Origin of the sequence: Algimonas porphyrae (assembly GCF_041429795.1) — a bacterium.
GTDB lineage: Bacteria > Pseudomonadota > Alphaproteobacteria > Caulobacterales > Maricaulaceae > Litorimonas > Litorimonas porphyrae.
Map to the genome: position 1 here is coordinate 1,112,113 of NZ_CP163424.1, position 18,436 is coordinate 1,130,548.

Annotated in this window: 17 protein-coding genes and 1 tRNA gene; 9 read left to right on the plus strand and 9 right to left on the minus strand. The window is 59.4% G+C overall.

Translation table 11 applies throughout. The features are described 5' to 3' along the window. Positions 1-334 precede the first annotated feature (334 nt). From AB6B39_RS05425 to AB6B39_RS05445, 5 genes are all read left to right on the plus strand, one after another. On the plus strand, positions 335-763 hold the full coding sequence (locus AB6B39_RS05425) for an RHS repeat-associated core domain-containing protein (RefSeq protein ID WP_284372806.1): 429 nt from the start codon (positions 335-337) through the stop codon (positions 761-763). Then, positions 736-1,164: a hypothetical protein gene (locus tag AB6B39_RS05430; RefSeq protein WP_284372804.1), complete on the plus strand. Its 429-nt coding sequence runs from the start codon at positions 736-738 to the stop codon at positions 1,162-1,164. Before AB6B39_RS05425 ends, AB6B39_RS05430 begins: the two co-directional genes overlap by 28 nt. A gap of 207 nt (positions 1,165-1,371) precedes the next feature. After that, entirely contained in the window at positions 1,372-1,794 is a 423-nt protein-coding gene (locus AB6B39_RS05435; protein WP_284372801.1) for a hypothetical protein, read from the plus strand. A gap of 45 nt (positions 1,795-1,839) precedes the next feature. After that, on the plus strand, positions 1,840-2,307 hold the full coding sequence (locus AB6B39_RS05440; RefSeq protein WP_284372799.1) for a hypothetical protein: 468 nt from the start codon (positions 1,840-1,842) through the stop codon (positions 2,305-2,307). A gap of 886 nt (positions 2,308-3,193) precedes the next feature. Further along, entirely contained in the window at positions 3,194-3,964 is a 771-nt protein-coding gene (locus AB6B39_RS05445; RefSeq protein ID WP_284372797.1) for a hypothetical protein, read from the plus strand. 42 nt (positions 3,965-4,006) lie between these two features. On the opposite strand, the gene AB6B39_RS05450 is transcribed toward AB6B39_RS05445, so the two are convergent. The 6 genes from AB6B39_RS05450 to topA all read right to left on the minus strand — a co-directional run bounded on the left by AB6B39_RS05450 (position 4,007) and on the right by topA (position 11,196). Beyond that, positions 4,007-4,627, minus strand: a complete 621-nt coding sequence (locus tag AB6B39_RS05450) for an HD domain-containing protein (protein WP_284372795.1) — start codon at positions 4,625-4,627, stop codon at positions 4,007-4,009. Beyond that, entirely contained in the window at positions 4,624-5,070 is a 447-nt protein-coding gene (locus AB6B39_RS05455) for an acyl-CoA thioesterase (RefSeq protein ID WP_284372792.1), read from the minus strand. Before AB6B39_RS05455 ends, AB6B39_RS05450 begins: the two co-directional genes overlap by 4 nt. Next, the gene (locus tag AB6B39_RS05460) at positions 5,067-6,218 is read right to left on the minus strand and encodes an iron-containing alcohol dehydrogenase (protein ID WP_284372790.1); all 1,152 of its coding nucleotides are present in this window, start codon (positions 6,216-6,218) and stop codon (positions 5,067-5,069) included. Before AB6B39_RS05460 ends, AB6B39_RS05455 begins: the two co-directional genes overlap by 4 nt. 44 nt (positions 6,219-6,262) lie before the next feature. Beyond that, positions 6,263-6,886 carry a LysE family translocator gene (locus AB6B39_RS05465; protein ID WP_284372788.1) on the minus strand — a complete coding sequence of 208 codons (624 nt, stop codon included), beginning with the start codon at positions 6,884-6,886 and terminating at the stop codon, positions 6,263-6,265. A 4-nt stretch (positions 6,887-6,890) separates the two neighbouring features. Beyond that, positions 6,891-7,688: a TIGR03084 family metal-binding protein gene (locus AB6B39_RS05470; RefSeq protein WP_284372781.1), complete on the minus strand. Its 798-nt coding sequence runs from the start codon at positions 7,686-7,688 to the stop codon at positions 6,891-6,893. Between the two features lie 877 nt (positions 7,689-8,565). Next, positions 8,566-11,196, minus strand: coding sequence for a type I DNA topoisomerase (gene topA, locus AB6B39_RS05475; RefSeq protein ID WP_284372778.1), 2,631 nt, complete (start codon positions 11,194-11,196; stop codon positions 8,566-8,568). 355 nt (positions 11,197-11,551) lie between these two features. On the opposite strand from topA, the gene AB6B39_RS05480 reads away from it, so the two are divergent. Continuing rightward, positions 11,552-11,725, plus strand: coding sequence for a hypothetical protein (locus AB6B39_RS05480; protein WP_284372776.1), 174 nt, complete (start codon positions 11,552-11,554; stop codon positions 11,723-11,725). Between the two features lie 61 nt (positions 11,726-11,786). On the opposite strand, the gene dprA is transcribed toward AB6B39_RS05480, so the two are convergent. Then, positions 11,787-12,905, minus strand: a complete 1,119-nt coding sequence (dprA, locus tag AB6B39_RS05485) for a DNA-processing protein DprA (RefSeq protein WP_284372774.1) — start codon at positions 12,903-12,905, stop codon at positions 11,787-11,789. Beyond that, on the minus strand, positions 12,902-13,501 hold the full coding sequence (plsY, locus tag AB6B39_RS05490) for a glycerol-3-phosphate 1-O-acyltransferase PlsY (RefSeq protein ID WP_284372772.1): 600 nt from the start codon (positions 13,499-13,501) through the stop codon (positions 12,902-12,904). Before plsY ends, dprA begins: the two co-directional genes overlap by 4 nt. 106 nt (positions 13,502-13,607) lie before the next feature. On the opposite strand from plsY, the gene AB6B39_RS05495 reads away from it, so the two are divergent. Continuing rightward, entirely contained in the window at positions 13,608-15,287 is a 1,680-nt protein-coding gene (locus tag AB6B39_RS05495; RefSeq protein ID WP_284372769.1) for a serine hydrolase domain-containing protein, read from the plus strand. 263 nt (positions 15,288-15,550) lie between these two features. Here the strand turns inward: AB6B39_RS05495 and AB6B39_RS05500 are convergent. Beyond that, positions 15,551-15,624: transfer RNA gene (locus AB6B39_RS05500), tRNA-Cys, on the minus strand. 225 nt (positions 15,625-15,849) lie between these two features. Here AB6B39_RS05500 and AB6B39_RS05505 point away from each other — a divergent pair. Together AB6B39_RS05505 and AB6B39_RS05510 are read left to right on the plus strand one after the other, a co-directional pair. Next, positions 15,850-16,509, plus strand: coding sequence for a protein-L-isoaspartate O-methyltransferase family protein (locus AB6B39_RS05505; protein WP_284372767.1), 660 nt, complete (start codon positions 15,850-15,852; stop codon positions 16,507-16,509). Positions 16,510-16,537: 28 nt separating this feature from the next. Further along, the gene (locus AB6B39_RS05510) at positions 16,538-18,394 is read left to right on the plus strand and encodes a TolC family outer membrane protein (RefSeq protein ID WP_284372765.1); all 1,857 of its coding nucleotides are present in this window, start codon (positions 16,538-16,540) and stop codon (positions 18,392-18,394) included. Positions 18,395-18,436 lie beyond the last annotated feature (42 nt).

Consider the following 18,436-nt stretch of genomic DNA (forward strand, 5'->3'; position numbering starts at 1 on the left):
TTCATCGGCTCTGTTTTACTCAATCGGCGGAACCGCAGGAGTGGCGTCTATATATAATTTTTTCCTATTTTTATTTTGTGTCTCGAAGGTCATTGAAGGTGACGACTTTAAGGCTGCCTCGGCGGGCATATTTTTTTTATGTTTCGTTACATATTTTTTCGTTTCTGTGTTTTTCTTACTCATTGCACTGGATTCTACCAGTCTATGACTAAGTTTCACCTATAATGGGTTCGGCAAACGGTCATCCGCTGTCGCGAACGGGCGGACCAGCTATAGCGTCTATGACGGGGCTGGCACATTACGCGCCGTCTATAAGTAGCATGATGGGGAGCTGGTGGAGCGGGTCAGTCTGGAGGGCGGCCATCCGCTCGCCAAGTTGACGGGCAGCACGCTGACCTATCTGGATGCCGATCATCTCGGCACGGTGTTGCGCGGGACGCATGGTCTGGGCGGGTTGAACGGCGAAGTGACGGGTGATGAGGTCTTTGCTGACTTTGCCACGCCTTACGGCCTGAACCCGACGCCGTCCTGGTGGGGTGATAGCGCGTCCGGCTTCGTGCTGGCGACGGGGCCCGGTGCAAATCTGGGCTCGAACTGCGGTGTCACCGGCTTCACCAGCCATGTGCGCGACTGCGAAAGCGGCCTGCACTACATGCAGGCCCGGCATTACTCACCCGTCTCCGCGCGGTTCTTGAGCGTGGATCCGGTCGGGTTCCTTGACGATGGCCACCCGGCATGGTCAACCGCTATGCCTACACGCTGAACGATCCGGTGAATATGTGGGACCCGGATGGGCAGCAATCGCTCACTTCATCTTGGCGGATGAATCAATCAAACGCTCACGCGCAGGTTCGATCGCAACGGAGCGAAATTATTGGTGCAGCAGTCAGCGCCATTCCATCGTCACGACAGCAATTGACGGACTTCGTAGAAGGCGTCGTGACAGCTGAGGGCGAGGTGATTGAAAACACTGTCAGCGTTAATCAAAATATTGAAATTTCGGTGGATACCTCCGACATTGTATCGAATTCTGAAACGAATATATCCTCTCATGCCCACGAGGCAGGATCGGCTGCGGTCGCTATCTCAGAGTTGTTTATAGGTCGAGGCAAGGGAACTGTCGATGACGTTGTAACAGGTGCCGTTCAAAAACTCCCGGACTGAAAAAGCCTGCTAGCTATACTGCAGCTAATGGCGTAGGGCGCATGCCTTCAATCGAGCCAAAGTATACTTATACGACACTCGATGGAAGGGGTAGCGGCATCGAAACCATAATTAGGGCGCAATAAGCCGCCGCGCGTGATAGCTCTAAGCAGACATTCAGGGAATTTATCTCTCAGGTAATTAGTTTGTTTGGTGGAGGGTGTGGTCATGGTGTCGTTCGCGAATATTGGTAAATATCTGCTTGAACCTATTATGCTGTGGCAGCTTCCTAAAGTCGCTGAAGCTTACGAGGCAGGCAGATACGAAAACATTTTAAAGCTATTCCCTAAGCCTCATTCAGACATGCAAAAGTCTACGATATATCGGAATATTTTCCGGGTGCTGTGCTTAATCAAGACAGGTAGCTCCGATTGGGAGGCCGAATACCTGTCTTTGCAAAAACTAGGGCAGTTTAGTTATTTAGGTGAATGTAACTCTAATTATATTAAAACGAAAATTGGGCAAGCTCTTAACTCAATAGGCGTTGATCAAGAGTTTTTTTATGTCTACGAACCCGAAGATGTCGATAAGTATGTGAAAAAGTTATATCCTATGTGGTTCGATATGAAAGAGCCGATTGTTGGAGTCTAACCGCCACAGAGCCTCCGGATAAGTGATGAACGAGGTGCTATAACAATGGGTGATCTTGCTAGTGGCTTTAGCGATTTCCCGGAAGGCCACAAAGACGTTTTCTTTCGTTGTTTTGAAGGCACATTTGTATTTTTCATTCCTTATAATTGGGAGGGCGGTGAATTCCAGTTCTGTGAGAATATATATGATGTCACGTTGAGTCCTAATGTTGACTGCATCCCTTATTTGGACAACCGCTCACCGACGTGCGAATTCGAGATGTCACGTATTGCCATCCGATCGGACGATAATGAATATATTTATACAATCTCTCGCGAAGAAGGTGTCATCCACATAGAGCGAAAGACTGGAACTTATAATCAGGAGTGGTTCAAGTTTCATGGGGGTTTTTTAGGAATTAAAGAAATTTTTCACCCTGATAGAGCTTTTCTGACTTATTTAAAATTGGCTCTCAGGCTAATTAGGCGATGTTGTTTTACTGTTAAGGAAGATAGTGCGAAGCCCACATTCTGACCCACCCACCCATACCTATCCCCGCCTAAAACAAATTCAGTCCACCCCTATAATCCTTGCTCCATACTCACCCCACTCGTCACGGGCATGGGAGAGTGCGTTGCTCTGTTTCGTGGCGGGGTGACGCCGCCAATTTGATCCGGTGAATCAAATTGCCAGGAACCGAACGGCATAGCCGTTCGGCACTGCGCTATCGTCCGTCCACTGGACGGCCGATCAAAGACGCTCCGTGGGCGGGGCGGTGTGTGATCTTACGCAGCACACATGGCTCCACCCGGCGAAGCGATCGATGGTGAGGCGGGGGCGAGATACGAGTCCCGGGTGTTGTCCCTGATGGGACGGACCTCGGATGCGCCCTCCCGCCAAGAACGGGATGACAAGTCGAGGCCGAAAGTCTCAGCCTTCGTCTATCTCTTTCCGGGGTGAGGCCATGGCGGCCCCTCGGGGCTACGGCGCTCACGACCGGGTGCGCTCGATCAGAAGCGCGGGGTCCGATCCGTTGTAAATAGGTGTGTCTTCTTCCGTATCCTTCAATGGATCGGAACCCGCGCCCCATGTCACTTTCGATAGGAAAGCGGCCCTTTGTCAGACCCCGATGGCTGACCGTACATATCCGTGTGGTTGAATCCCACGGGCGGCCCGGATTAACGCCGCCTGCCAAAATCGGTGTCGATGCAGCAGGCGGCTGTGCGTGAGCGAAGTCATTCGAAACTGCTCAGTTTTGTCCGATCATGGCGAAATGTCTGGGCATAGGCTGGGCAGTGTTTGGGGGGCGTGGTAGGTATGCTTGTATATCCGGTGTTGGTCATTCCTCCGGCAGTCATGTTTCTGACGGAGAGAGTGTGACCCTGCACGAGATGTTCGCGGTCGGATCGAGGGGGAAGCGATGTTTTTCAGGCGGATCAAGGATCATCTCCGCAATGATAACTGGTTTGCCGTGGCGGTGGATTTTCTTGTCGTCGTCGGCGGTGTCGGGATCGCGCTCTGGGCGGAAAGCACCATTCGCATGCAGAGCACCGAAGCGGATATTGCGGCCTTGGAGCAGACCTTGGCTCAGGAACGATTATCCATCTATCTGAATGCGGCGGAGCGGGTATCCCTGTCGGACTGCCGCGTCCAGCGGATCGGCGTGCTGACCGATGCATTGCTTGAAAGCGATGGAAACTGGCCCGGTATGCCGCTGGAAGGGGCGCAGAATTCCGGCTTCAGGACATATGTTCCGATGGCATGGCTGGAGCCCATCAAACGCTATCCGATTCATAGCTGGGACGCCGCACTGTCGCAGGGCCTTATCGGCTCCATGTCACAGGACAGGGTTGCGATCTTGAGCGCATTTTTCGCCGCCGTGGAGGCGCTTGTCGAGTTTCAGGCGGCCAGCAATGACCTCGCCACCCGTGTGCAAGTGCTCTCGCTGGACATGAACATGTCGCCAGAAACCAAGGTGGATTTTCTGAGGCTGCTGTCCGAGCTCGATCATAACAGTGCCATTGCTGAGATTGCGGCGCAACAGGTCAAGGCTCTGGCCGAAGCCGCCGGAATGGGATTGACAGCGGACCAGGCAGCCCTGCTGAAAACGCAACTGGACAGAACGAATGCGATCGCGATTCAGTCGGTCGGCGAGTGCTTCGAGCCGATTTCGACGGCGTTTCTGGAATAGAGGCGTCTTCGCGGCCGACAGCGACCAGGCAGAGCCGGTCCGTTATGCCAGACGTGGCCCGTCATGAAAGACCTCGCGCATGAGCGGGATGAAGCTCTCGAGCGTATCGACCTCGAAATCCGGATCAAACGCCGGAGCGTCCCACTCGTCGACCAGCTTGACCGCGAGCGGATACCAAGGCTCGTCGACCCATTGCTTACGCAGGTCAGTCGGCGCGCCGAGATATTGATAGTAATGTTCGCCCTGAAACGCTTGGTGGTTGTAGATGACGTGATAGCTGTCATCGCTAATATAAGGGCGCATCATTTCCGCTGCGATGGGGCCGTGATTGGGAACATTGATGACCTTGGCGATGTCGTGACAGAGCGCGATGACAATATGTTCGGTCGAGGCTCCGGAACGGCGGGCCAGCGTGGCGCACATCAACGCGTGCTGGAGCTGATCGCAGGCAAAGCCGAGCGTCGCGTCTTCCAGCTGCCTGAGCATCGCGATGAACCGGTCCGCCGTATTACCGAAATCCTTCTTATGGGCCGCGCCGATGATCTTCCAGTCATCCAGCGTGCCGTCCTGCATACGCGTAAAGCTTGCCTGCTGGCCTTCGATTTCCGCGTTCTGAGCCATGACGGCATCCATTTGATCCTGATCGATATCCAGTGCGCTCATAACCGTAGCTCCTCGAGGGTTCGTTTCATTCTATCAGACATTGATACAGGCCTCCGGGTTTTTTCATTGACATAGACATGGACGAAGTGACCGCGCGCCGCGCAGAGACCGTCCTCGCCGAATAGACCGATTTCGTAGCGAACGGATGTGTTGCCTATCTCTGAGACGCGCAGGCCTGCGGTGACGGTCTGCGGGAAAGCAAGAGGCGCGAAATAGCTGCATCCCGTGTCGACCACCAGGCCGATCGTCTCGCTCTCGCCAAGGCGCAGCAGGCCATGATCGATCAGCCAGCGGTTCACAACCGTGTCGAAGTAGAAATAATAAACGGCATTATTGATATGACCATAGACGTCATTATCGTTCCACCGTGTCGGCAGGTCGAGGCGATACGGATAGTCATCTGGGCTGTCAGGCCGGATTCTGTCTCCTGAGGGGCGGCTCATGCGATCGTCTCGTAAATTCTGACGATATCGTCCCGTGTCATGGCGCGCGGATTGTTGCGCAGGACGCGATCTTTCAGGATGGCATCGTCCGCCATCATGGGGATGGCGTCGGCAGCGATATCGACGTCACGCAGACGGCGTTGAACCCGGGTTTCGTCCTGCAGGCGCAAAATCTCGTCGATCAGCGCGCTGGCGCTTGTCCCGACACAAAGATCGGACGCGATTTCGCCGTACCACTGTTTGGCCCTGTCTTCCTGCGCGTTGAACTTCATCACCTCGACCATCACAAGCGAATTGGAGAGACCATGCGGGACATGGAAAAACCCGCCCAGCGGGTAGGCAAGGCCGTGGATGGCGCCGACGGGCGCGTTGGAGAAGGCCTGCCCGGCCAGCATCGCCCCGATCAGCATATCGTTACGCGCCTCCACATCATCCGGCACATTCACGGCGCGACCGATGGCGCGGCTCAGCTTTCGCAGCGCGGACAGGCCGATCGCATCGCTGATCGGGTTCTTGCGATGGACGGATGTGTAGGCTTCGATCGCATGGACCATCGCGTCGATCCCGGTCGCCGCGGTAATGTGGGCAGGCAGGCCGAGCGTCAGATTGGCATCCAGTAAAACTCGATCGGCGTAGAGCGGGTCGGACACGACCGCGTTCTTAGAGCCCTTATTGTGTGAGTCTGGGCCCGCCGTGATGATCGCGACATTCGTGACTTCGCTGCCTGTGCCGGACGTGGTCGGCATCAGTAGCAGCGGCAAGCGCGAGCCTTGCGCGACATCGACGCCGTAAATCTCTGACAGGGTGACGTCATTATCCGCCAGGAAGGCAATCAGCTTGGCCGTATCCATGGGCGAGCCACCGCCAAAGCCTATTACCATTCCGGCGTCGAACCGCTTCACTGCCTTTGCCCCCGCAATGACCACATCTTCCGGCGGGTCGGCCACGACTTCGTCAAAGATCATCACATCATAGCCAGAGTCCTGCAGCGCCGCGATCCCGGCATCCATCAGGCCAAGCGCGCGAACGCCTTTATCGGTGACGATGGCGATACGCTTATTGCGCGGCAGATCCCTGACATGTGCGTCGAGCCGTGACGTGCCGCCTGGTTCGATCCGGATGTCGGAAACGGTCTTGAAACGATGCATGAGAAACCTTTCAGCGATGCTCTCTGTCACAGTCAAGTCGCACGTCAAAGGCCGCCACGTGTGACCCACACCATCCACGCTGCGACCGCGAGGAGGCTGATCGATAGAGCCTTGCGAAAGACGCTGTTGCGCGTTTCATCCGATAATAGGGGGTGAAGCTGCGCGCAGAATATAACCAGGACAAGGTGGATGATGGTCGCAATGATGACGTAGAGAACAAGGAGTGTCGGTGCTTCCCAGAGCATAGGATCTGGGGACAGGAAAGTCGGCAGGATCGCAATGAAGAACAGACCCGCCTTGGGGTTCAGCAGATTGATGATCAGACCATGTCTGAAATAGCGGGCCAGCTTATCGGTTGGCTGCTGTCGTGCGGGTGAATTTTCGCTATTCGCGTGCCAACCAGCCCAAGCAAGGTAGACCATGTAAAACACACCGGCCCAGCGGAGGATCTGAAACAAGGCAGGTGATGTGCTCACGATTTTTCCGACGCCAAGTGCAGCGAGCAGACCAATCACGAGAAGCCCTAGTGCAACCCCGGCTGTAGTTGCAAAGCCAAAGCGGCGGCCTTGAGTGGCGCTGACCAAGGCCAGATAGGCCATGTTCGGACCGGGCGTCAGTTCGATCAGCAGGCTCGTCAGCAAGAATGGCGTTAGGCCCTCCAAGGTCATCCGGTCAGCCTTCCATCCTTCGTGTCCCAACGGCAGGCGGGGTTTCAGGCGGGCCGGCGAAACATTGGGCGATCCGCATCCAGGTCTTCGCCGTGTCGCCCGTCAGGGTCAGCGCGATGTCCATATCGCCAATATTGCGGCACTGGGTCACGGCCTGGCAGAAATCTTCTGCCGGGCCGTCAATGCGGTTATCATCCTGCGGCGCGTTCCACTCCCAGATTGCGCCACTCGGCGCAATCAGGCGGACATAGGGCTTGGGACGCGGCGGTTCCAACCCGTTGACCTTGAAGCTCCAGCTATAGGTCGTCACGCCGATATGGGCGACGTTTTTCAGCCGGTCCGAATTTGCCCGCTCCACGCCCAGCACATCGTAAATGGCCTGTGCATGCGCCCAGTGCTCCATTTGCCGCGCGATGATGCAGGATCGCACCGACATGTCAGGTCCGAACCATTTCACGCGGGTTTCCGGGTCGGCGTCAGCGAAACGGCCCACCATGCCGGGGTAGAAGGCCATCCAGTCGGCAAAGGTCTGTGCGGGCCGTGTTTCGTCAAACCAGTCCCGTTGCAGCGCTTGATGACCTTTTGGCATTACGGGCAGGATTTTGGCGCAGAACGCCTGGAAGGCAGCCTCGCCTTTCAAGGCTTCGTCGGCGGCGATGTTGAACAGGTGCAGATGCTCGACGATCTCACCAATCGTCCAGCCCTTGAAGGCGGTGGTGCGGTGGAAATCAGTATCGGACAGGTCGCGCAGAAGCGCGGCGATCTGATCACATTCGTTATGGAAGTCGTGGGCGGCGTTCATCGCGTCAGTCTGTGCAAGTCTGACGCATAAGGGTCAATGCAAAGCGATACGATCGTTCATGATCTACGCGCTCTCACCCGCACGCCATTATCCCACACGCCTCCATCCCGCCGGGGGCGGTCTCCGGCATCAGACTTGATCTGAACCCTCATCATCAGAAGTGACACGAGGCGCGGGCTCTGCCCCGTGACCGGGGGAGATTTAAGTGTACCGTTTCGTCGCAAGACAGAGCCCGCGCGCGGCGCTTGGTTCGTTTCGCCTGCCGCGCCTGCGACCCATCGCCTGCGGGTTCCGCGGCCTAACCCCCGATGCCGGATCATGGCAGCGGCGGATGCTTGGCTCACGCGCGGTCCGCGAAGGACCAGCCTCAGGGGCGGCAGAGACAAGGAAGGGTGTCAGCGGCAGCATAAACCGCCGACACATCCGCTCTCGGCCCGGTCGCTCCGCCATCACCTGACGGACCTTTCCGGCTTTCACCGGTCGCGGACATGTCCGTCCGCAACCAGAGCCGAAGCCCTCATACCGATCCGCCACACCGAGGGTTATGCCCCACCTCGTGTCCGTGACGGACGAGGGTAAAAGAGCATGGAAATGGGAGGGAGTGGATTAGGTTTGTGGGATTGGCGGTAGGTGACTGAAACGGAAGCCGTACTTAACGGCATAGGCGGGGATTAATTGAGAGCGCCCCCTTCTGCATGCTATGAACGGGGACCAGCACTCTACTCCCCCACATCACCGGACTTGATCCGGTGATCCATGTTTCGACCATTACGGTCAGGCTGAGCCGACCGTAATGGGTCCCTGCGGTCCCTGGATGATGGGCGCAGGAAGGGGGTTGTCAGAGCGAAACAGACTGCGCGGATTGTGTTTTGGGACGTTAGCTTTTCTTTGTGGCAGGCTTTTTCTTGGCCGCAGGCTTCTTTTTCGCCGCGGGCTTTTTCTTCGCGGCGGGTTTCTTTCGGGCGGGTTTCTTTTTTCCGGCCTTGGCCTGCTTTTCGGCGATATATTCCAGCGCCATATCGATATTGACGTCCTGCGGATCCTGCCCGTTGGGGATGGTGGCGTTGACCTTTCCCCATTTGACGTAGGGGCCGTAGCGACCGTCGAGAATTTGCACCGGGGCTTCGTCGGTCGGGTGTTTGCCGAGGTCCTTCAGGACGTTCTGAGTGCGGCCGCGACCGCGCGCGGCCTTCTTTTCCGCAATCAGGGTCACGGCGCGGTTCAGGCCGACATCCCAGACTTCCTGCACATCGTCGAGCGAGGCGAAGGTGCGTTCATGTACCACATAGGGGCCGTAACGCCCGATGCCGGCGCTGATTGGTTTGCCGTCTTCGGGATGGGCGCCGATCTCACGCGGCAGGCTGAGCAGTTGCAGGGCCTTGTCCAGATCGATGCTCTGCCAGCTCCAGCCTTTGGGCAGGCTGGCGCGCTTGGGCTTTGGCCCCTTTTTATCTTTCTGAGGTTTGGCGTCAGGGTCGATATCGGCAGGCAAGGCCTGCTCGACATAGGGTCCGAAGCGTCCGGTCTTGAGCCAGATCGCGTCGCCCGTCTCCGGATGTTTGCCCAGCTCCGTGTCCTGGGCTTCATTGTCGTCGCCGTCGCCGCCACCGAAGGGGCGGGTGAATTTGCATTCAGGATAGTTGGAACAGCCGACAAACGCCCCAAACCGGCCGAGCTTGAGGCTGAGTTCGCCGTCATCGCAGCTGGTACATTTTCGCGGATCGGACCCGTCTTCCTTTTCAGGGAAGGCCACGGTTTTGAGTGCGACGTTGAGCGCGTCGAGTACATGGGTGACACGCAATTCCTTGGTGCCGTCAACATGGGTCGAAAATTCGTTCCAGAAGTCGGACAGCATGCGCTTCCATTCAAGATCGCCGGCGCTGATCTTGTCGAGCTGTTCTTCCAGGTCCGCCGTATAATTATATTCGACATATTTGGAGAAGAATTCCTCCAGAAAGGCGGTTAGCAGACGGCCTTTATCGCTGGGTGTGAAGCGGCGCTTGTCGAGCGTGACATAGTCCCGGTCCTGCAGCACTTTCAGAATCGAGGCGTAGGTCGATGGACGGCCAATGCCGAGCTCTTCCATGCGCTTGACGAGGCTGGCTTCGGAATAGCGCGGGGGTGGCTGCGTGAAATGCTGTTCGGCCTGGACCTTTTTGGCGTCGGCATTCTGCCCTTGCTTGAGAGGCGGCAGCGTCTTGCCGTCTTCGTCGGATTCCGCTTTCGGCTTGGTCGCTTCGTAGAGTTTGAGGAAGCCATCGAAGCGGACAACCTGTCCCGTGGCGCGCAAGGCCAGCGAATCGCGATCATCGACGACCGTAACCGTGGTGCGTTCCAGCTTGGCAGAGGCCATTTGCGAGGCCATTGCGCGTTTCCAGATCAGCTCATACAGCTTCGCCTCGTCACCATGCAGCGACAAAGAGCCGGGCGTGCGGGAAAAGCCGGTCGGGCGGATCGCTTCGTGGGCTTCCTGTGCGTTCTTAGCCTTGGACTTATAGACGCGTGCCGACGCGGGCAGGTAACCATCGCCATAATCGCGCGCGATGGTGGCGCGGCAATCGCTGACGGCTTCGCCGACCATCGAAATGCCGTCCGTTCGCATATAGGTGATCAGGCCGACCGTCTCGCTGCCGATATTGATGCCTTCATAGAGTTTCTGCGCCGTCTGCATGGTGCGTGTGGCGGAGAAGCCGAGCTTTCGGCTGGCTTCCTGTTGCAGGGTCGAGGTCATGAAGGGGGGCTGCGGATTGCGCGTAATCGGCTTGGCTTCGACCGACCGGATGGAGAGCGAGGCCGCCTTGACCTTGCTTTCCGCATCGCGCGCCTTGGCCTCGTCATTGAGGCTGAACTTGTCGAGTTTTTCGCCGTCGAGCCGGACGAGGTTTGCCGTGAAGGCACCGGAGGCGGTCGCCATATCCGCCGTGACGGACCAGTATTCGCGCGGGTTGAACTGTTCGATCTCGGTCTCGCGTTCCGTTATCAGTCGCAGAGCGACGGACTGGACCCGACCCGCAGAGCGCGCGCCGGGCAGCTTGCGCCACAGGACGGGGGACAGTGTAAACCCGACCAGATAATCCAGCGCGCGGCGCGCCAGATAGGCATCGACCAGTTCCTGGTCGAGCTGGCGCGGGTTGTTGATGGCATCCGTGACAGACGATTTGGTGATGGCGTTGAAGACGACACGCTCGATCGGCATGTCTTTCATGACCTTTTTCTTGGCCAGCACATCCAGCAAGTGCCAGCTGATGGCTTCGCCTTCGCGGTCCGGGTCAGTCGCGAGGATCAGCTTGTCAGCGTTTTTCAGCGCGTCTTCTATGTCCTTGATACGCTTCTTGGAGCGGGCGTCGATCGCCCAGCTCATCGCAAAATCCTGCTCGGGGTCGACGGAACCGTTCTTGGAGGGCAGGTCGCGCACATGCCCGAAACTGGCCAGGACCTTATAGTCCTTACCCAGATATTTCTCGATGGTCTTCGCCTTGGCGGGCGATTCGACGACGACAAGGTTCATTGCGGTCCTGTCTGGATTAAGACGCAGTTCGTGAGGGCGAACGGCAGATGCGATGCGGCGCGCCATTTGGAGGGCCGGACCCCGACTGTCAATGTGAAGCGCCAGTCACACCCAGTCGGACAACCTACCGGATCGTGGATCGAAGGCGTATTCAGGGGCTGTTCGAACGTTCCTTCGGAACCGAGCAGTCATGATCGTTCCGTTCGGCGAAAAATCATGTTATAAGTGCCGAGCGTCGCGCTGAGGGAACCGTCCCGACCTTGCCGAGGCATTTCATGCACCGGCATTTTGCAACTATAGGTATCTAGTTTAATCTTTTACTCGCCTTAACACAGGGAGGCTGTGGGAGGGCCCTGTGACGAAACAATCTGGAACACCTGACAAACCGACGCGGACCGAGGCTGAAACTTTGGCCTATCTTGTCGCGCAGGCAGAGGAGCTGTCCGAGCTGGCGCTGAAATCCGGCAAGCCCGAAGCGTCAGCCCTGTTCACCCTCGCGCTCAGCGATCTGCGCAAGAAGGCCGGTTAGGATCGGGTTTGGTCGGTACTACACTGCAAACAAATTCGCCCCGAAGGGGACGAATGCGCGCCTAACGGGCGCGTGAGACGCGGCCATCGACATTGACGACGATGTCGCCATTCAGCTCCATTTCAAGCAGTGCCGCCCCGGCAAGGCCGGTCGGCACGCTTGCGGCCCGGATCAAATCATCGCGATGCGTGGCCGTGAAAGAGGTGACCTGCAGCAGCGCTTCGCGCGCGCGGTCAATATCCGTGCGCGCACCGCTTTCGTTAAAATCGGGCATATCGAACCCGCCCGCCGGGTCGAACAGCATGTCGGGCATGACGTCGGCGCGCGCCGCCTCCAGACAGTCCAGAATATCCTGGCTCGACTCGATCAGGGCGGCCCCTTGCCGGATCAGCCTGTTACATCCCTTGGTCCGTGGATCGAGCGGGCTGCCAGGCGCGGCCATGACTTCGCGGTTCTGTTCAAGCGCGTAGCGGGCGGTGATCAGCGTCCCGGACCGTTCGGCGGCTTCGACGACCACCACGCCGAGCGACAGTCCGGAGATCAGCCGGTTGCGGCGCGGAAAGTCGCGCGCCGTCGCGCGGTAGCCCAGCGGCGATTCCGAGACCAGCAGGCCGCGCTCCCGCATGGCCAAATGCAGGTCCGTATTCTGACGCGGATAGATGTGATCGACCCCGCCGCCCAGCACGCCGATCGTGCCTGTATCGAGCGCGGCGGCGTGGGCTGCCGCGTCGATCCCGCGCGCCAGACCGGAGACGACTGTAAAACCGGCATCGCCCAGCTCACCCGCCATCTGTGCGGCGAATTTCTGCCCCAGCGCCGAGGCATTGCGGGACCCGACAATGGCGACACAGGGCCGGGCGGAAAGCTCGATATCGCCCCAGACGCTGATCAGGGGCGGGGCCGGGTCCAGCGCGCGCAGCAGATCCGGAAAGTCGGGCTCGACCGCGCAGATGATCCTCACACCGACGGCCTCGCTCGCGTCCATTTCGGCTTCGACCTGTTCCAGGCTGGGGGGATGGACATCCTTGCGGCGGATGAGGGTGGGCAGCGCGTCCAGCGCCGCATCTGCAGCGCGGTAGCGGGTCATGAGGGACCAGAAGGCGACGGGGCCGACCGTATGGGTGCGATACAGGCGAAGCCAGTCGCGGCGCTCCGCAAAACTCAGGGGCGCTCGGCTCACGCGGGCTTGTCGTCTGCCTTTGCGCCGATACGCGACTCGGTCCCGGCTTTCAGGCGGCGGATATTCTCCCGGTGGCGCCAGATGATCAGCAGCGTCATGAAAGCAACCATCGCGGTGGCCTGCCAAGGCATGAACATGGCGCTGGCCACGGTCGCAAATGCGGCGGCGCACAGGGCGGCGGCAGAGGAATATCGTGTCGTAAACGCGACAAGCAGCCAGGTCGCGGCGGCGACCAGACCGATCGGCCAGACCAGACCGAGCAGCGATCCGAAAAACGTCGCCACACCCTTGCCCCCCTTGAATTTCAGCCAGACCGGATAGCAATGGCCGAACAGGGCGGCGGCGGCGGCGATGAAATGGAAGGGTTCGCCGAACAGGCTCAGCGCGATCCAGCCCGCGCCCGCAGCCTTGCCGGCATCAAATAGCAGGGTCAGCGCGGCGACCGCCTTATTGCCCGTGCGCAGCACATTGGTCGCACCGATATTGCCGGAGCCGATCTCCCGAATATCCGGCCCGCCCGTAAGGCGGGTGAGGAGCAGGCCGAACGGGATGGACCCGAGCAGATAGCCGAGGAGGATGGAAAGGGCGATGGCCATGGTAGCGGATTGCCGGAAGGGGCAGGGGGAGTCAAAGCGAGAAAAGCCCGTGTTTATTGACAGGGCCTTGCAAAGCCTTTCTACCGGACCGGATATTGGAGGTCCCATGCTGACATTGAAGCATATGATTGCGCCCATCTGCCTCACGGCGCTGCTGGCATGCAGCCCTGCCGTGACCGAACCGGTCCCTGGGGATGACGACTTTGCCAGTGAGGCCCTCAGCCTGTTGCGCGACGCCTATCCCGAAGACGGGCCGGGTGCCGCCGCGATCGTCACGAAGGATAACGAAACCCTGTTTATCGATGGGCACGGTTTGGCCGACCTCGCGGAGGGACGACCGATTCAGGCCAATACGGTTTTCCGCTACGCGTCCATTACCAAGCAGTTTGCAGCGGCGACGCTGATGTTGCTGGCTGAAGACGGGCGGGTCGATCTGGACGCGCCGATAGGGAATTACCTGCCCGACTATCCCGAACCGGGCCGCGCAATCGCTGTGCGACATCTGCTCAATCATACGTCGGGTATTCCGTCCTATACGGGCATTCCCGGCTGGATGGCCGAAACCAACACCGCCAGAGCCTACACGACCGATGAAATGGTCGCTGTCTTCGAGGATTTGCCTGCGGACTTCGCGCCCGGCGACCAGTTCGCCTATAACAACTCCGCCTATCTGCTGCTCGGTGCCGTGATCGAGGCCGTGACCGGCCAGAGCTGGTCCGACGCGGTGAAAGACCGGATCACCAAACCTCTTGGGATCGACACGATTGAGTCCGGCCTGCTGGAAGGCGAAATCGATCGCATGGCCACAGGCTATACGGCGGGCAATGCCGCCTCGCAACGCATCCACATGAGCGTGCCGCATGCGGCCGGCGCACTGATCGGGGATGTTCAGGGGCTGGCTGACTGGGCGAATGCCTTTCATGACGGCGAGGTGGTGAGCGCCGAAAGCTACGCAGCCATGACGCGCCCGACAGTCACCAATGACGGGGAAGATGTGCCCTACGGCTATGGCCTGAGTTTCGCTGAATTACGCGGCCATCCGACGATTGGACATAGTGGCGGCATTTTCGGCTTCTCGACCGACAGCGTCTATATTCCATCCGAAGACATATTCGTCGCCGTGCTGGCCAATTCCGATAATCCGGCGACCTCGCCCGGCATGATGACGGTCAAGCTGGCCGCCCTGGCGCTGGATGCCCCGTTTCCCCTTTTCGAAACCATGGATATCGATCTGGCTGGGCTTGAGCCGGTTCTCGGCGTCTACAAATCCGAGACCGTGACGCGAACCCTGTTCGTTCGCGATGACATACTTTATACATTGCGCGAAGGCGGCGCTGAATCGCCTGTCTATTCCGCCGGAAACAATCGGTTCTTCTACGGCCCGGCCAGTCTGAGCTGGTTCGAGATCGAAAACCCATCGGACGGACCGGTGCGGATGGTGTTTCATTCAAGCGACAGTCTGGAACCCGACACGCTGAGCTGGACAGGCCCGGTTCCGGACATGATCACGGTTTCGCCGGATATTCTTGAAACCTATCTCGGTACCTATACACTGAGTATTCCGATGATCGCGACCATTGCCGCTCAGGACGAAGGGCTGGACAATGGCATCACGATCCAGCTGACCGGTCAGCCTCCCTTTTCTCTGCAACCAAGCAGCGACACGGAATTTGCCGTCCCCAGCGTCGGCGCCGTCGTGCGCTTCGCACCCGACGATGCGGGCAGCATGACTATGGAGATTCTACAAGGCGGGCAGACGATCACGGGCGAGATGACGGATGAGTAAGTAATAGGGCCCCTTCCGCACAGGCAGTTTCCTTCCGGCTGAGCCGGAGGCCCGATTGGGAAGGAAATGGACGGTCGGGCTCTGGGTCGACTGTGATAGCAGAAGCGCGCTTTGCGCACTCGCCTGCGGCGCAACGCTCAAGCCGCTACGTGGCAGTGTCTTGAACTGATCATGCTGCGAATTGCGCCCTTCGGGCGCACGGCCTGTCGGCCCAATTTGCTTCCGGCTTTGCCGGAGACCCCACAGGGAAGCAAATTGATGCTTGGAGGTACCACCCGGAATCGAACCGGGGTACACGGATTTGCAATCCGGTGCGTCACCACTCCGCCATGGTACCGTCCAAGGACCGCGCCTCTAACAAGGGGGAGAGGCGGATGGCAACGGAAAATGTCGGTCCGGATTGGGGTCTTGCAGGGGCGAGCTGCCGGGGCTGCAAACATTCGCAACCCTGCCATGCGCGCAACGGCGTTGCAGCGGGCGTAACACGGGTCTAGAGGGAATCTCATTACCTTGCCCATCGACCTGTTGTCGCATCGGGCGCCGTTGCCAAGGACCGCATCCCATGCCCCAGTTCGATTTCGACGCCGCGCGCGAAACGATGGTCGAGAGCCAGATTCGCACAGCCGATGTCACGGATCTGGACCTTCTGGCCGCCTTCCGCCGTACGCCGCGTGAAAAGTTCGTGCCCGCCAATCGTATGGCGCTGGCCTATGGCGACGCGGTCGTCGATTATGGCGATGGCCGGAGCCTTCTGCGTCCGCGCGACTTCGCCAAGCTGGTTCAGGCCGCAGATATCAAGGCGAATGAAGTGGTTCTCGATCTTGGTTGCGCGCGCGGATATTCGACAGCCATTCTGGCCCAGATTGCCGAAACGGTTGTCGGGCTGGAAACGGATGAGGACAGGGTCACGCGGGCGACGGACCTGCTGACCGATATCGGTGTTCTCAACGCCGCCGTCGTGCAGGGCGATCTGAAACGCGGCGCGGCCGAACATGGCCCGTTCGACGTCATCATCGTCAACGGGGCGGTGTCGGCGGTTCCGCAAGCCTGGTTCGGGCAGCTGGCCAATGGCGGGCGCCTGGCTGTGATCATGCGCGACGGGCCGATCGGCCGGGCGACCCTCTACACCAAATCCGGCGACGCCGTCGGGGACCGGGTCGTGTTCGATGCCAATGCGCCGATGCTCTCTGGTTTCGAGGTCGAGCCGAGTTTTGTCTTCTAGCCACGCCATCCGGTTATCACCGACCTGCATGATGAAACGCGTTAAGCGCCCATTCGTTCGCCGCTCGCCGCTGCGCGTCTGCGGGCTGACATGTGGTCTGGCTGCGGCGTTCTATTTGGGCACCGCGCCTGTCGTCCTTGCCCAGGTGAATGACGCGATTTTGCAAGCCGAGCCCGAGATCGCGTCCGTCGAGGACCCGGCGCTGGTCGGTCGCGACACACTGCAGAGCGTTCTGGCCAGTGTCTATAACAGCAATCCGCGCCTGCTGGCCGAGCGCGCCCGGCTGCGCGAGGTCGATGAAAACTATATTCAGGCCCGGGCTCAGGGCCGTCCGGTTCTGAGTGCGGGGGGGTCGATCGATGCGCAGGCCGTGCGCACACCGGTGACCAATAGTTTCTTCGGCGCATCGGGCGGCACCACGACAGGGACCCCCTATGCCGGGCAGCTCAGCCTCATCCAGCCTGTCTATCAGGGTGGTCGCGTCAAGGCGCTGAAACGGCAGGCCAAGGCCGGTATTCTGGCGGCGCGTGCCGGGCTCGACAATGCCGAGAACAATATCTTCCTGTCTGCGGCCAACGCCTATGTCGATATACTCCGCGACGAGGAAGCGGCCCTGATCCGGCGTAATAATGTGCGTGTGCTGCAGCGGCAGCTGACGGCGGCCAATGATCGCTTTGAGGTCGGCGAGGGGACGCGCACCGATATTGCCCAATCGGAATCGCGGCTGGCCGCCGCCGAAGCGGGGCTGGCCCAGGCAGATGCTCAGCTGGCCGTCAGCCGCGCGCTGTTCGTACGTATCGTCGGGCGCATGCCGAACCAGCTGACGCCGGCGCCGGCTTTCGTGCTCCCGGGCACGCTGGACGAGGCCATCCGGCTGGCGCGCGACAATAATCCGCAATTGCTGGCCGCCTATTACAATGAACTGGCAGGCGCCGCCGCGATCGATGTGGCCAAGGCCGCGGGGCGCCCGTCGCTCAGCCTGCAGGGTTCGCTGGCCGCATCGCGTCAGACCATATTGGGGGTCGAGCAGACCGATCAGGCGACGATCGGCGCGCAGCTTTCCATCCCGATCTTCAGCGGCGGCATCAACAAGTCGCGCGTCCGGCAGGCGGAGCATGCCCGGACGCGTCTGGGTTTCGAAGCGCGTGATACGGAACGCGCCGTCGATCAGACCGTCTCGCAGGTCTGGGCGCAGATGGATGCGGCGCGCCAGATTGTCGCAACCAGCGAACGCCAGGTTGCCGCCGCCGAGGTCGCTTTCGAAGGTGTCACCCTGGAACAGCAGGTCGGCACGCGCACACAGCTGGACGTTCTGGACGCGGAACAGGAAACGCTCAATGCGCGGCTCAATCTGATCAATGCGGAGCGGGATCTGAAGGGGGCGGTGTTTCAGCTCCTGTCCGTGATCGGCGTGTTCGATGCGGAGGGTATTGCCCTGCCGATCGGTCGTCATGATCCCGATGCCTATCTGTCGTCCGTCGCCTATGACGGCTTCAAGGAAGCGGGCGATCGTTTCATCCCCGAAGCGATGCAGAAAATCGGCGTCCAAGCGCCGAATATCGTTCTCGATCCGGCCCGCACCGTCGCCGACGGTGTCGGCCTTTTGGAGCTGGATGAGCGGGCGGACGGGCTTGGTGACCGGTTGCAGGAACTGGGCGGTGCCCTGAAGGAAGGGACCGATCGCATAACCGGGCAGACACCCCACTATGACCCGCGGATCGACGATCCGGATGTGATCATCGTGACCGCGCCCGATCCGGTTGCTGCGGGTCGGATTCCCGATCCCGATGATATCCTGCCGCTCCAGCCGACCGAGCTGCCGGACGAACAGGTCGATGAAGAGCATGATCCGGACCTGATTATTGTCCTCCCAGCGGCTGATTGACGTCACTTATCGCCGCGTAGGAATTGTCGACGTCATCAACTG